General features: G+C 49.3%; 13 protein-coding genes and 2 tRNA genes. 5 read left to right on the top strand and 10 right to left on the bottom strand.

The features are described from left to right. Positions 1-50 precede the first annotated feature (50 nt). The 3 genes from MTBMA_RS01465 to MTBMA_RS01455 form a co-directional block, all read right to left on the bottom strand. A complete protein-coding gene (locus MTBMA_RS01465) occupies positions 51-848 on the bottom strand; it encodes a metallophosphoesterase family protein (protein ID WP_013295131.1) in 798 nt (265 codons plus the stop codon). 25 nt (positions 849-873) lie between these two features. After that, positions 874-946 (bottom strand) — tRNA-Thr (locus MTBMA_RS01460). 35 nt (positions 947-981) lie between these two features. Further along, positions 982-1,064, bottom strand: a tRNA-Leu gene (locus MTBMA_RS01455). A 105-nt stretch (positions 1,065-1,169) separates the two neighbouring features. Between MTBMA_RS01455 and MTBMA_RS09165 the strand changes: the two genes are divergently transcribed. Genes MTBMA_RS09165 through MTBMA_RS01445 form a run of 3 tightly spaced genes read left to right on the top strand, consistent with a single transcriptional unit; the run spans position 1,170 to position 3,839 of the window. Next, positions 1,170-1,340: a 4Fe-4S binding protein gene (locus MTBMA_RS09165; protein WP_238523384.1), complete on the top strand. Its 171-nt coding sequence runs from the start codon at positions 1,170-1,172 to the stop codon at positions 1,338-1,340. Further along, positions 1,330-2,487, top strand: a complete 1,158-nt coding sequence (locus tag MTBMA_RS01450; RefSeq protein WP_013295130.1) for a geranylgeranyl reductase family protein — start codon at positions 1,330-1,332, stop codon at positions 2,485-2,487. Before MTBMA_RS09165 ends, MTBMA_RS01450 begins: the two co-directional genes overlap by 11 nt. After that, positions 2,475-3,839 (top strand): HEAT repeat domain-containing protein, encoded by a 1,365-nt coding sequence (locus MTBMA_RS01445; RefSeq protein ID WP_013295129.1) that lies wholly within the window; start codon positions 2,475-2,477, stop codon positions 3,837-3,839. Before MTBMA_RS01450 ends, MTBMA_RS01445 begins: the two co-directional genes overlap by 13 nt. Here MTBMA_RS01445 and MTBMA_RS01440 read toward each other — a convergent pair. Genes MTBMA_RS01440 through cdhA form a run of 7 tightly spaced genes read right to left on the bottom strand, consistent with a single transcriptional unit; the run spans position 3,836 to position 11,896 of the window. Further along, positions 3,836-4,300 carry a 4Fe-4S binding protein gene (locus tag MTBMA_RS01440; protein ID WP_013295128.1) on the bottom strand — a complete coding sequence of 155 codons (465 nt, stop codon included), beginning with the start codon at positions 4,298-4,300 and terminating at the stop codon, positions 3,836-3,838. The two genes, MTBMA_RS01445 and MTBMA_RS01440, sit on opposite strands and share 4 nt — an antisense overlap. Positions 4,301-4,318: 18 nt before the next feature. After that, the gene (acsC, locus tag MTBMA_RS01435) at positions 4,319-5,695 is read right to left on the bottom strand and encodes an acetyl-CoA decarbonylase/synthase complex subunit gamma (protein ID WP_013295127.1); all 1,377 of its coding nucleotides are present in this window, start codon (positions 5,693-5,695) and stop codon (positions 4,319-4,321) included. 13 nt (positions 5,696-5,708) lie between these two features. Continuing rightward, positions 5,709-6,863: a CO dehydrogenase/acetyl-CoA synthase subunit delta gene (gene cdhD / locus MTBMA_RS01430; RefSeq protein WP_013295126.1), complete on the bottom strand. Its 1,155-nt coding sequence runs from the start codon at positions 6,861-6,863 to the stop codon at positions 5,709-5,711. Between the two features lie 10 nt (positions 6,864-6,873). Further along, entirely contained in the window at positions 6,874-7,620 is a 747-nt protein-coding gene (locus tag MTBMA_RS01425) for an ATP-binding protein (RefSeq protein ID WP_013295125.1), read from the bottom strand. A gap of 17 nt (positions 7,621-7,637) precedes the next feature. Continuing rightward, entirely contained in the window at positions 7,638-9,020 is a 1,383-nt protein-coding gene (cdhC, locus tag MTBMA_RS01420) for a CO dehydrogenase/CO-methylating acetyl-CoA synthase complex subunit beta (protein ID WP_013295124.1), read from the bottom strand. An 18-nt stretch (positions 9,021-9,038) separates the two neighbouring features. Next, the gene (gene cdhB, locus MTBMA_RS01415; RefSeq protein WP_083772478.1) at positions 9,039-9,560 is read right to left on the bottom strand and encodes a CO dehydrogenase/acetyl-CoA synthase complex subunit epsilon; all 522 of its coding nucleotides are present in this window, start codon (positions 9,558-9,560) and stop codon (positions 9,039-9,041) included. Further along, on the bottom strand, positions 9,557-11,896 hold the full coding sequence (gene cdhA, locus MTBMA_RS01410) for a CO dehydrogenase/acetyl-CoA synthase complex subunit alpha (RefSeq protein WP_048901164.1): 2,340 nt from the start codon (positions 11,894-11,896) through the stop codon (positions 9,557-9,559). The genes cdhB and cdhA overlap by 4 nt, the downstream gene beginning before the upstream one ends. A gap of 352 nt (positions 11,897-12,248) precedes the next feature. On the opposite strand from cdhA, the gene cbiM reads away from it, so the two are divergent. Both cbiM and MTBMA_RS01400 read left to right on the top strand, forming a co-directional pair. Continuing rightward, entirely contained in the window at positions 12,249-12,899 is a 651-nt protein-coding gene (cbiM, locus tag MTBMA_RS01405; protein ID WP_013295121.1) for a cobalt transporter CbiM, read from the top strand. Further along, on the top strand, positions 12,896-13,207 hold the full coding sequence (locus tag MTBMA_RS01400; protein ID WP_013295120.1) for a PDGLE domain-containing protein: 312 nt from the start codon (positions 12,896-12,898) through the stop codon (positions 13,205-13,207). Before cbiM ends, MTBMA_RS01400 begins: the two co-directional genes overlap by 4 nt. Positions 13,208-13,224: the final 17 nt, after the last annotated feature.

The raw sequence follows: 13,224 nt of genomic DNA, 5'->3' as shown, positions 1-13,224 counted from the left end.
ATTATGTGTGATGATATATTAATGTTTTTATATGAAAATCAAATTAAGGGTTAAAGGGGGCCTTCTGGATGTACATATGAACATATCATGTATTCTTCATCCTCAACCTTAACAGAATAACTGGCCATTTCCCTTTTAGAACCATTCTCGGTGTTTATAAGGTCAACAGAGATCCTATCCTCATCTATCCTCAGTTGGTTATGGGAAGGGAAAGTCTCACCCCTAAGCTTCCTTGTTGTGGCTGTGCCTGAATTCAGTGTAACCATCCCTTCAATCATCCAGACATTGGGCACATGCTTATGTCCATTGAGCACGAAATCAACACCATATGAATTGAGGAGTCTGAGGAGATCGCCTGAATCCAGCAGTATGTTCCTCTCACGTCCGGTGTTTGGTATGGGTAGCAGATGGTGGTGAAATGTAACTATCTTGCATAGGTGATCAGGAACCCTTTCAAGTTCCCTTGCAAGCCATTCAAGCTGATCCATCCCTATCTGACCGTCATTTATGTCAGGTTCAGATGAATCAAGACCTATAACAGCAAATTCTGAGTCATGATGGACAAACTTCCTCTTACCTATCATCTTTTCAAAGTGCACCAGCCCAACGTTCCTTGCATCGTGGTTGCCTGGAATTATATATGTTGCTGTGATTGACCGCAGTTCATCTGCAAATTCAGCCGCAAGTTCATACTCATGAGCATAGCCCTCTGTGGTGAGGTCACCCGAAACAACTATGAGGTCAGGATTTTCATCCTGAAGCTGTCCCAGAAGATTCTCCCTGAGCTTGCTGGAGAAATTCTTTTCACCGAAATGTATGTCTGAAATCTGAGCAATTTTCTTCTCCATTAAAACACCTTAAAATCAATGAAAAAGCCTTAGGGGGGATTCGAACCCCCGACCTATGCCTTACCAAGGCATCGCTCTACCACCTGAGCCACTAAGGCAAACAATTTTAATTTCAGAACAGGTAAAACTCTAGTGCAGGGGAAGGGATTCGAACCCTCGAAGGCCTGCGCCAGAGGATCTTAAGTCCTCCCCCTTTGGCCGCTCGGGCACCCCTGCATGGTAATTGATAGTAGTAAAAAGTCATATATTAATTTAACGGTGGTCATTATCATATCACTAATATTATTAAAGCTGGTGTCCATAAATCTAGTGGGTGGTTCATTGAAACACGATCCATCAAGGTGTATGCGCTGCGGTGCCTGTGTGAATGTCTGTCCATCAGGTGCCCTGGAACTGGAGGACACCCTCCTCATGGGGGATGGGTGCCTGGAGTGTCTTGCCTGTGCTGCAGTCTGCCCTGTGGATGCAATGGAGTGTCAGGATGAAGTATGATCTTGTTGTTGTCGGGGGTCGTGTGGCAGGTTCCATAGCAGCATACCATGCAGCAAAAAATGGTCTGCATGTCCTCATGCTCGAAGGAAACCCTGAGATAGGAACTCCTGTACAGTGCGCCGGGGGAGTGAGCGACAGCTTCTTCAAATCAACAGGTATAAAACCCCTTCCCGAGTTCACATGTACAAGAATAAATTCTGCTACGATCAACGGACCATATGGTGCAAGCATAACAACCAGAAACCCAATTATAAAGGGTTACATCATTGAAAGAAAGATTTTTGATAAATACCTCGCTTTGCGCGCTACTGAAGCCGGGGCGGATGTGCTTGCAGGGTCCCGCGTGAATGACCTAATATTCCACGATGGATCCGTCTCCGGTGTTAAATTCAGGGGTCCCGATGGAACCCATGAGGTTGAATCAAGTATTGTAATTGCAGCGGACGGCATTCAGTCAGGTATTGGCCGTATGGCGGGGCTCGATACACGTTTCAGGCCGGGAGAACTGTGCTCCTGTGCCCAGTATGAGGTCGCAGGTTTCGATGTGGACGATGAGACCATGGAATTCTACTTCGGGAGTACCTTTGCTCCATCAGGTTACCTCTGGGTCTTCCCAAAGGGTGATGGGAGGGCAAATGTTGGTGTGGGCATAAGGAGAACAACATGCTCTGATAATAGTCCGCTACATTATCTTAACCAGTTCATCTCCAGGGCAGGCTGCAGCAGGCTGGAGTTCAACGCAGGTGCTGTACCCATTGCCGGCCCCATCAGGAAGACATACACAGACAGCCTGCTTGTAGTTGGTGACGCAGCGGGTCAGGTTGATCCCCTCACGGGTGGTGGTATACACGTTGCAGCGAAGTGTGCGATGATAGCCGCAGATGTGGCTACTGAAGCGGTTGAATCACAGAGAACCGATTCAGGCTTCCTCTCAAAGTATGAGAGCACATGGCATGAGCGGATAGGTAAAAATCTTGAGAGATCACTTAAATTTAGGAAGGTACTTGATGGTTTAAGTGATGATGAACTCGATTCACTCATAAGATCCTTTGAGGGAAAAGCTTTAAATTCCATCTCAAAAATATCACTCCTTAAGATTCTGAGGGATTATCCCGGGATCTTAAAGATGCTCAAATGTATGCTTTAATCAGGGATAGCATACATTATGGGGGGTTTTTTATATTCCTAGACATCGAGAAGCTTCTGAAAGAGGGGGATGTTCAAAGTCTCATGGAGGCTCTTGAAAGTGATGATTACACCGTAAGACTGGATGCCGCCCTTGCCCTTGAAGAGCTTGCAGATGAGCGATCAGTCACGGCCCTGATTGATGCCCTCAGATATGAAGAATGGCAGAGGGACTACCCAATACTTGGGGGTGTTAGGGCCGCAGCAGCTAGGGCACTGGGGAATATAGGTGATCCAAGCGCGATTGAACCGCTGATAGGTTCCCTTGAGGACCCTGATATTGATGTCAGAATCAGTGTACTGAAATCTCTTTCTAGGTTCGGGGATAAAAGGTCAGTTGATGCTGTTGAAGGATATTTAAATGACCCCATTGAGGATGTAAGAAAAAATGCCCTCATCACCCTTGCAGAACTGGACCCTAAGAGGGGACTCAAAAAGGCACTGGCTGCGCTTAACGACAGGTCATGGGTTGTGAGAAAGGCCGCTGCAAGGGTCATCAGAAATCTGGGTGATGAGAGGTGTCTTGAGGTCCTTACTGATAAACTCAACGACCCTGACATGGAGGTCCGGCGCCAGATTGTCCTTGCAGTTGTGAATCTTGGTGAAACAGCAGTTGAACCCCTTCTTGAAAAACTTTCTGATCCCTCATGGCAGACAAGGGCCGTCCTTGTTGAAGCTCTTGGGGAGATAGGGTCAAAAAGGGCTGTTCCCTACCTCAAAAGGATGGTCTCAGGCAGAAAAAGGGACAAAAACCGCTATGTTCGTGGAAAGGTGGCAGAGGCCCTGGGGCTTATAGGGGACCCCGATGCCCTTGAATCACTCATAGAGGCCCTCAATGATCCGTACCTTTTTGTTAGAAGAAAGGCCCGCGCAGCGATAGACCTGATCGATGTGGAACCATACCTGGAGAGATTCGATAATGGGGAGATAAGCTTCAGGTACCCCATTTTCTGGGACCTCCTGGAGGTTAAGGATGGTGAAAAACTTATTAAAGCTTCATGTAAGGAACATGGGCTTAAAATATCCGTTAAGAGAAAGGAAGCCGTCGGAGTGACTGCTGAAGAATTTTCAGATATCTTGATTGACGTTCTGAGCATGAGGGGTCTTTTTAACATCACGCGGGGATCCGTTACCGTGGACAGCGAACATGGATGCATGGTAACCGGTGAAACAAAGAAATACAGGATAGTGGCATTCATCTTCAAAAAGAAGGGCTACATATATTACATATACTTCAAAGGGCCAGTTGAAAACATTACTGAGTCCTACAAATATATTAGGGTGTTGATAAACACCCTTCACGTGGAAATCTAGTTAACCTTGCCCCTGTAGATCTTCATTGCCTCCTCAAGGACCTCACTGAACTCCATGCGATCCCTGAGATCAGCAAGGTCATCCACAGATACCAGTTTAAGGACATTCTCCTTACATGCATCCACACATGCAGGCAGCAGACAGTCGGCATCCATACAGAGCGTACACTTTTCTGCTGATTTCTTTTCAGAATCAAGAACTATCATTCCTGCGGGGCAGGCAACCATACACAGCTTGCAGAGTATGCATGCGTCCTCATCAATCACAAGCGCCCCATCAACCTCCCTTATGGCGCCAACAGGACATATCCTTGCGCAGGGGGCCTTCTCAGGGTGGCACTGAAGACAGAATACAGGCATCCTGTCGGCCTTCCTGACCCTTGCAACACCATGAGTCTTTTTGCATGCATTTATGCAGTCATCGCAGCCACTGCACCTTGCAGGGTCAATTACCATCAGCATCTTCAATGGACCACCCCTCTACTCCGATGCCAGTTTTTCAAGGTAGTCAGGTATCCCTGAGGAATCCCTTGGCCCCACAAGCACCTTCCATCCAGTATCATCTTCTATTTCACCACTAGCAGGTGCCGCAAGTCCAGGAATGATGAGAACCCTATCCTTTACCCTATCCTCTATACCACTATCCTTTATAAGGTCAGCCACTGCGGTTCCCGTGAGCTGTCCTCCAGCCAGTGAAACGTCCACAGCCCTTCCCTCTGTGTCAAGCACAAGGAGATATGCCGTAACATCACCTGCCTTGAGGTCACCCTCCACTGTGTAGTATGTGAGTGAGAAGTTGGTTGTGAGTATCACAGGGGAGTTCTCATCAACGTCTCCAAACTCATATATTCCCGGATCAACAGTCTGTGGCTTCCTTGGATCAGTGTAGAGGCCCTGTCTGAGGGTGAGTATGGGCATAAGTTCCCAGATATCTGTTCCTCCGAGTATAAGAATGTCGGCGTAGCGGTTCATGAGTGTGGCTGCAACAGTGGCCTCCTTTATGTTATCCTCAACTGGATCCCCTCCTGAAAGCCTTGAGAGTGCTGGTATGCCCATGATGGGGAAGCGGAAGTCCTCATCCCTTTCCTCAACTGCAAGGCGCCTTATCATGACAAAGTTGTCTATGGTGTCGCCTATTCCCTCACCTGTGAATGTTCCGGGGTCCAGGATAATTTCAGTAAGGCCCATTGCCCGCAGTCTTCTTGTGAGGTTCTTCATCTCCTCAAGGTCCCCCGGTGAGAAGAGCACCAGGGGGCAGCCGTATGAAATGGAAAGATCAGCCATCTCCTGGAGGTTGTCCTTTGTAGCCGCATACATGAGGGGCCTCTGATCCCCCAGGACCTCGAGGGCAGCCCTCATTGCCTCTGGATCGAATGTGCATAGAACAACAGGGAAGTTAAGTTCAGCCAGGGTCCCTGCTGCCTCTGCAAATTTTTCAGGGCTTCCTGATTTGTTCCTGAGCGCTATGGCATCCAGGGTCAGTTCCTCACCGGTACGCTCGAATTTAAGATTCATGATATCACTGGCCCTCTTCCTGATCTCCTCTGATGGTAGGTCATCTGGAAGATCAACCACGAGGGCTGTGGGGTTATAGTATGTGAGTTCAAACCTGTAGAGGACCTCATCACCCCCAACCACCACCTGGTTCTTTTCTGGGCCGAAGGTGATTTCCCTCACAGCCGGCGCAAGGAGGTCCTCGAGCTTCTGTCTTTCATCCCCACTGAGCTGCGGGCAGTCATCCAGTGTGAGTTCCTTTTCTATGAGTTTTGTGGCGAAGGCCATGCATGATGACTCGTCACATTTACCACAGTTTGTTTTTGGAAGTAATCGGTATACATCCATGGCAGTTACCTGCAATTTAAACCCCTCCTCAATATTCAAGTTCAGTTATCCATTCCCGGAGATCAGGTGTTTCGGTCGTCATGTATTCCCTTGTGAAGGTTTCCCCTATCTCCCGCAGAAGCCTCACAGATGTTGGGTGGAGCATCATGAATATATCCACACCTGAGAGCATCATTGTAAGTCCGGTTACTATCTCCCATAGAGGGCCCCTGTAGTCTGTGGGTCCCCATTCATCCTTCTTCATCCAGGCCTCCCTTGAACCCCACGCGTTGGTTGTTCCAGAGGACATTGGCATCTGAAGGTCTGCATCACCCTTGAGGGCCGCGAGCCTTGTCCTTGTGATGACGTCTATTGAAAATTCTATACCGTAACCCAGTGCACAGGTTGTTGGGTCCATCACTATGTCCTCTCTACTAAGGCCCTCCTTCATGAGGTAACGGTTGAGGGTTTTCTGCATGTTGACGTCTGTTATGGCCCATGATAGGACCGCGTGGTTGTGGTCAAGGGCTGCCCTTGCAACCTTTCTGTAGTCAAGGTCCAGGTTTGCTGATGCCAGGAGACACCTTTCGCCCTCGGCGGCCTCGGCAGCCTTTTCAAGAACCAGTGGATCCTTTTCAGGGTCCCCTGAGCCCCCGATTACCAGGGGGACATCAACGGCCTGGAGGACCTCCTCAATGTCATTTGCAGCCTCCCTCGGTGACTTGTCCATTACCTTGGGTCCTGTTCCGATGAGGTGTATTGTGACCATGTTGGCACCATACTCCTTTACCGCCTTCCTGGCCCAGTCGCCAGGGTCCTCCATGACGTCGCTGAAGTGCTCCCTTATCGGCCTTGGGAGACCCGGCATGGGTATGTCAAAGACGTCGAATGTAACCACCGGTGGGTTTGGCTGGGGTTCCTCAAATCTGTAGAGGGCCTTCTGACCGCCAAGGTAAACAGGTTTCCTTGTACCCTCACCCAGTTTCACCTGGGCAACCTCACCAGGGTATGTCTTTACCGGTGGTTCAAATTCCTCCTCAGGGAGTGCCTCAACTGCCTCCCTAACCTCAACTGTTTTCTGGATGGCCTGCTGAACCACAGGCATCAGGTAGAGTTCAAGTTCGTCAACATCAATCCTGAACTCATTTATTTCGATGGATTCCGTGTTCTGAAGTAATTTCAGAAGTTCCGTTAATTTATCCATAAGCACACCTCTATAGACTTAAAATTTTCCCGGCAACCTTTTTTATGGCCCTGAATGCTGCTGAGTCTTCAGGCAGCTCATATAGCGACCTGCCCTCCATGTCATACCTGGAAACAAGGGGATCCTCGGGTATAACGCCTATGACCTCAAGGTCCTCGTCTATTTCAAGTTTCTCAAGGTCCCCTTCATGGACCCTGTTAAGAACCAGGAATACCTTCCTGAATTTTATCTCAAGTTCCCTTGATAGTTCAAGTATCCTTCTTGCTGTTAGAATCCCCCTTTTTGAGGGGTCGGTTACAACCATCATAACGTCAACGTTCTGGGTTGTCCTCCTGCTGAGGTGCTCAAGGCCCGCCTCGGTATCTATCACTATGTAGTCGTAGTTCTCTGCTATATTCTCGATTATCCGCCTCAACATTGTGTTAACTGCGCAGTAGCATCCGCTCCCCTCCGGGCGGCCCATGACGAGCAGATCGAAGTCATCTGTCTCGGTTATTGACTCCATTATCCTGTAGTCAAGGATATCCCACTTGTTGGCTGATGGGGGGATTCTACCCGCTGCTGTGTCCCTCTTAAGCTGTTCCCTCACCTCACCAACCGTTCCACTTACGGAAACACCGAGGGCCTCTGGAAGGTTTGAATCAGGGTCAGCGTCTATTGCGAGGACATCCGCACCGGTAGCTGCGAGTATCCTCACAAGTGACGCTGAAACCATGGTCTTTCCTGTTCCGCCCTTGCCGCTTACTGCTATTATCACATGACCACTCAGGTTGATTATTTACGCTTTATTATTACCTTCTCAGCGTAGATCTTTGCGTTCTTGAGAATTATCCTGAATCCGCCAGCTGCTGGAAGGCTGATCTCTGGGGACGCCATTACAGGTATTCCCTCAGTGACGGGGGCCTCCTCAGCATGGGTTTCCTCTTCCTCAACGACTTCAGCTTCCTCAACTTCTGCTGGTGCCCTTTCAAGGACAGGGTGCTCCTTCTCCCTAAGGAACCTTCTGAGTTCCTTTATTGATGTTGCATCCACCTCTGTGGCTATCTTATCCCTCAGGTCTTCAGGGATGAAGTCAATGACAGATTCCTTCAGATCCTTTGGCATCCAGATTATCCTTGAGTACCCACCATCTGCCTGCAGGAACTTGGGTGACCTCATGTACTCAAGGCTGAGACCTGAAAACCCTTCAACCTGTTTTCCGCCTGAGCACTGCCCTGCCATTGCAGAGAATGGTATTCCAAGGGGTGTTTCGCCCCTGAAGTCCCTGTTCACGATGCCTATGCCATCCAGTTCTGGTATGTAGAATGCCACTGCCTCGAAGCAGCCACATGATGTGTGTGGATACCCGAACACGCTGTGGAGGTAAACCCTCTCTGTTGTACCCTGTGAGTTCTCTGCCACCGCAGCGTTAACATTCTCATATTCTCCCTTCTCCGGGTCAATTACATCTCCCTTTTGAATTTCGAATATTGGACCGTCGGGGTCCATCTTATAGGCTGCGCGGCAGTCGAACCAGTTTATGGCACCACATAGGGCTGTCCGGTCTGGTGTGACGATGCATACATGTGTTGGGGCGAATGACTGGCACATGAGGCACCCGTAGAATACGTCAACGTCCTCGTCTGAGAGTTCCCTTGCCCTTGAATCCCTTATCTCATACTTTTCCCTGGCTGTTTCAAGGAATTCTTTAACAGCGTCCTCATCGGTCATGATTGTCACTGATATTGATTCGATTATTGGGAACTCCTCCCTGAAGAGGACTGATAGTGCCTTTCCAAGGTGTTCAAGCATGAATCCTGCGTCCCTTGCCTCTGTGCTTACACGGCACCATATCTGGTCCCTCTGGTTGAGGTGCATGAAACCCTGGACGTAGTTGCAGAGTTCATGGAGTCTCCGCTCTATAACGCTTTCAAGTTCCTCCTCGAGTTCGCTTCCTGCTATCTCCACGTTTATGGCGAATGGATAGATCTGGCCCTGTTCCATCTCACTTATCTCGGGCCCTATGACCTCCACCTTTCCATCCTCAACGCTATCCTTAACCTGGACCAGTTCGGCTCCGATGGATTTGGGCCCGGCAAGTTCAACGAACATGTTTGCTGATCTTATCCGCTCCCCCTCGTGCATGGGACTTACATCAACGGGTATGTCTTCAAACATTGAATTCCTCCATTATCATCAGTCAGTATACATCTTCTCAAGGTACCTGAACCATTCATCATCATCCATGTTGGGGAATGATGCATCTGCATTTGAGTGGAATGTCTTGCATATTGTGAGTGTCCTTATATGTGGTGCGAAGTGCTTCAGGGTTGATAGGCCCTGGGATGCTATGTAATAGATGCACCCTATGAATATGACGAGGTCATGCTGACCCTCACCCCTGAGACCCTCCCAGTCTGGGTCCTTCAGGAGGTTGGTTATCTCCACTATCCCGTGAGGCTCTGAATCTACACCCGCATCCTTCAGCACCCTGTAGGTATCGGCTGTGGATACCACAGGAAGGTCCCAGTGCCTGATGATTTTAACTGTGTGTTCAAGCACTGGCTGGCGCTTTGCAAGGGGCCCCACAACCATCAATGGTCTCTTGGCCTTTTTTATCATCATAACTGCGGTTTCTGGTGTTACGAGCATCGCCTGTTTCGGGCCTGCTATAACTGTTGGCTGCCATGGTATTATACGGTCATTCACACCGATCACCTCTCAAGGAGTGAGGGTTCCTTTGGAAGCTTCCTTGGCTTCCAGTTCTTCTCCTCCAGTATCTTCAGGATATCCCTCTTGTAGACTATGGGGATGTCCTTCTCTGTCCTTATGAACCTGTCGATGTCATCTGGAATTGTGCCAAAGTATTTTTTGTGGAGGTCTATGTAGTTGCTGAGTTTCATCTGGCGACCCTTGGGTGTGTCTGTTGGCCTTATGCAGAGTTTGGCCACCATCACCGTTGCTTCCTCCCGGTTCTCCGCTGCATAGAGAAGGTGTTCTGGAGCTGGCTCCCCATCGATGACCTCACCTGTTCTGAGGTCGTTCAGTTTCCACTTCTCTGGGTCATCTGCCCTTCCAAGGAACAGTCTGCGGTACTTCGATCCGTGGGGTCCCAGGACGACGGGTATTCCCCACCGGTTCACACCGGTTGCTATGGCCGCCGCCTTCTGGGAGTAGGCACCCCATGCGACACCACATGCCCCTACACGGTTAAGTATGTAATCCGCTATCTCCTCAAAGTTCCCCTCGAGTGGTTTCTGTGCGAATATGTTGGCTATCTTTATGGCGGCACCTGATATATGGGCGTTTGATACGCAGGAGCCCATGTTAACAAGTCCCTTTGCATCGAACTGTCCACCGTATTTTTCATAGAGTGTCTTTCCATCCTCGTCCCTGTATTCCCCGATGGACATTGCACCGCATCCCGTTGTGACCACGATGTAGTTTCTCTCAAGGAACTCCTTTGCCATGAGGGCAACATCCTTTCCACCCTCAGGGTAGTTTGAGCAACCCACAAAGGCTATGACACCGGGTATGTCCCCGAGGGGTATGGGTGCGCCGACCCTCCTTATCTCCACATCCTGGGCAGGGCCACGGCCAGCCCTTATCTTGTATTTTTCGTCCTTTACGCGCCTTTCACCTGCCTTTGTCACCATGGATACTATAGGTATGTCCCTTTCACACTCCTGTTCGCAGCGTCCACAGGTGTAGCAGAGCTCCTCAAGTGCCATCTCCTCAAGTTTGCTCAGATCACCCTCGGCCGCGCTCTTAACTGCATCCATGACAGGGAGGCTGTTGGGGCAGACCCTCTGGCACCAGCCGCAATCTGTGCACTCTGATGCCATCCGGATTATCTCATCAACCTCTGGCAATTTTTTGAGGGATTTCCTGATTGGTGCCAGTTTTATTGCAGTTTTAACTGCCACCTCACCAACCTTATGGGGGTCAAGGATTAGTGCCCCCTCTATGTTACCGTTTATGAGGTCATTCACGATTTTGTCGGGGTCCTCATCTGTCACATCAGGTAGTCCCAGGCACATCTTATCGGTTGTTGCAATCACCGCTGACCTGTTTTTGAGGGCCTCCTCCAGCACGTCTGTCCTCACGCACTGCTCGTCCACCACTATCACATCGGCCACGCCACTTCTTATGAATCTGAGCTGCTTTGAGAGGGGCCCGACGACCTTGGCAGCCTCGCTGTACCTTGTAACATCTATTGCTGCACAGCATATGCCGCATACCTCAACTTCGTCTTCGAGTTCCCTCTCGGTGACGTAGTCCACTATATCCGCTCCAGGGAGGACGTTGTGGCCTATGCAGAGTATCACGGGTTTGGTGTTGTCTATTGTACCGAATCCCAGTTCAACGAGGGGTGCGTCCTCATCACCCTTAGGGAGATCCAGGGCAACTATCTGGGCGATATCCGCAACCTCCCTCGTGAGGTCATCCATGAGTCCAGCATGGAATGCCTTCGATTCAAAGTCCCTGCTGTCGCCCTCCTGTCCCGTGTGGCATGCCGAGAGGAGGTGTGACATCTGTTCCTCGGCGTAGTCCATAACCTCCATGAGGTCGCCCAGGGTCCGCGGCCTCCTTCCCATAACGGTCCTTGTTATGGGTGCCTCTATATCCACATTCATGCCCAAGTCTATTTCATAGTCCTCTCCCAGTTTCTCTATGAGGTGGTCCACAAGGTGCCTTGCGTGTCCCGCATGGGCGGCGGTCCCTATGAGACATGCGAGAAGTACTATGCGTGCCTGCTGGGTGGCTGCGTCTATACCACATGCTCCCTTCTTACCGAGGAGGTCGCATTTACCGTAGGTGCAGAGGCAGCACATGTCACAGAAAGGTGCATAGAATGGTTCGTATCTTTCAAGGAGCTTCATGTCCCATGACCTGAGGTCGGTAACATGGGGGCGGGGTTTTGGACCCCTAGCCTCTTCCTCCTGAGGTTTTTCCTCAGTTATAATTTCTCCTATGGATATCTGGATATTTTTAAGGTCCCAGAAATCCCCTTTAAGGTTCTTGGCTTTTTTTGATTCGGGTGCCACATCCATCACCAGTATTACTAAATGTAGACTGACAATTATTAATGATTTATAATGATGGTTTTCATTTTATGAAATCAATATATAAATTTTGTGTATTTGGCCGTGGCACATAAAAACAAGGACATTTTTAATAAAGCTGATCTCGATGATTAAAGCTACTCTGAGCTCAATTTCACGCTGTACTCAAGAAACTGTCCTCTCATTATAAAACCCATTTTATGGGGTTTGGAAATCGAAGTGTATTATTACCACAATATAAATGAAACAGGAAGATTGTAATACCCACACCAATCTTTATATTATATAAGGCCTTGATATAATGACGGAATTAATATAAATAATAAGGAGGCGAAGAATCTTGCATATCCCAGATGGTTTCATACCATTCCCACAGTACGTCGTGTACTGGGTCATAGCCCTTGTAGCCCTCTACTTCAGCATGCAGTGGGCCAGAAGGGACCTTAAAGAAAGACAGATACCCCTGTTTGCAGTTCTTGCAGCTGGAATATTCGCAATACAGGCAATGAACATACCGATACCCTGGGGTACCAGCGGTCACATGGTTGGAGCGGCCCTCGTTGCAATAGTCTTTGCAAGTCCATGGGCAGCTGTCCTTTTACTCTCAATTGTACTGATACTTCAGGGACTCATATTCGGTGATGGTGGTCTAACTGCGCTTGGTGCGAATATCTTCAACATGGGTATAATCGGAGGATTCACAGGTTACTACCTGTTCAGGGCACTCAGATCAGCCGGTGAAATTCCTGCAGTCGCCGTGGCATCATGGGCCTCAATATTCCTTGCCGCCATTGCCTGCGCCATAGAGATGTGGATAGCAGGTACCTTCCCTCTTGTGGAGGGACTCTGGATGATGGGGCTCTACCACGCGGTAATAGGTCTCATCGAAGCTGCAATAACAGTGGTTGTTGTCCTTGCAATTGAAAACAGCCGCCCCGATCTCTTCAAGTTCAGTGAATGGGGTGAAAAGAAGGGGGTTGCATCAAAATGAATGCCCGTGATAAAAAATTCATGGCAGGGGGCATCCTGATTGCCCTCATAATAGCCATTCTGGCACCATTCCTTGCATCAGAAAACCCTGACGGACTTGAAAGCACAGCCAAGAAGGTGATGCCCAACCCTGAAACTGAACCTGTGGTTGAATCACCGCTGCCAGACTACACCCTCCCGATATTTGGTGAAAGCAAGGTTGGCGGTTCCATAGCAATGGTGCTGGGCACTGCCATTGTGCTGGGCCTCGCCTATGGCGTTGGAGTAATACTACGTAAAAGGGAAACAGAACCTGATGAGGGGAAATAACCCCTCATTAAACTTGT

The sequence above is a fragment of the Methanothermobacter marburgensis str. Marburg genome, assembly GCF_000145295.1.
In the GTDB taxonomy this organism is placed as follows: Archaea; Methanobacteriota; Methanobacteria; order Methanobacteriales; family Methanothermobacteraceae; genus Methanothermobacter; species Methanothermobacter marburgensis.
Note: the sequence above shows the minus strand (reverse complement) of the source record. Positions and strands in the feature narration are given on the sequence as shown.

What these genes read in the sequence shown, in the direction of transcription:
- MTBMA_RS01450 (WP_013295130.1), top strand. Translation starts at nt 1,330, where the DNA reads ATGAAGTATGATCTTGTTGTTGTCGGGGGTCGTGTGGCAGGTTCCATA.
- cdhC (WP_013295124.1), bottom strand. Translation starts at nt 9,020, where the DNA reads ATGTTTGAAGACATACCCGTTGATGTAAGTCCCATGCACGAGGGGGAG.
- MTBMA_RS01445 (WP_013295129.1), top strand. Translation starts at nt 2,475, where the DNA reads ATGTATGCTTTAATCAGGGATAGCATACATTATGGGGGGTTTTTTATA.
- MTBMA_RS01440 (WP_013295128.1), bottom strand. Translation starts at nt 4,300, where the DNA reads ATGCTGATGGTAATTGACCCTGCAAGGTGCAGTGGCTGCGATGACTGC.
- MTBMA_RS01465 (WP_013295131.1), bottom strand. Translation starts at nt 848, where the DNA reads ATGGAGAAGAAAATTGCTCAGATTTCAGACATACATTTCGGTGAAAAG.
- MTBMA_RS01400 (WP_013295120.1), top strand. Translation starts at nt 12,896, where the DNA reads ATGAATGCCCGTGATAAAAAATTCATGGCAGGGGGCATCCTGATTGCC.
- cdhA (WP_048901164.1), bottom strand. Translation starts at nt 11,896, where the DNA reads ATGGATGTGGCACCCGAATCAAAAAAAGCCAAGAACCTTAAAGGGGAT.
- cdhD (WP_013295126.1), bottom strand. Translation starts at nt 6,863, where the DNA reads ATGGATAAATTAACGGAACTTCTGAAATTACTTCAGAACACGGAATCC.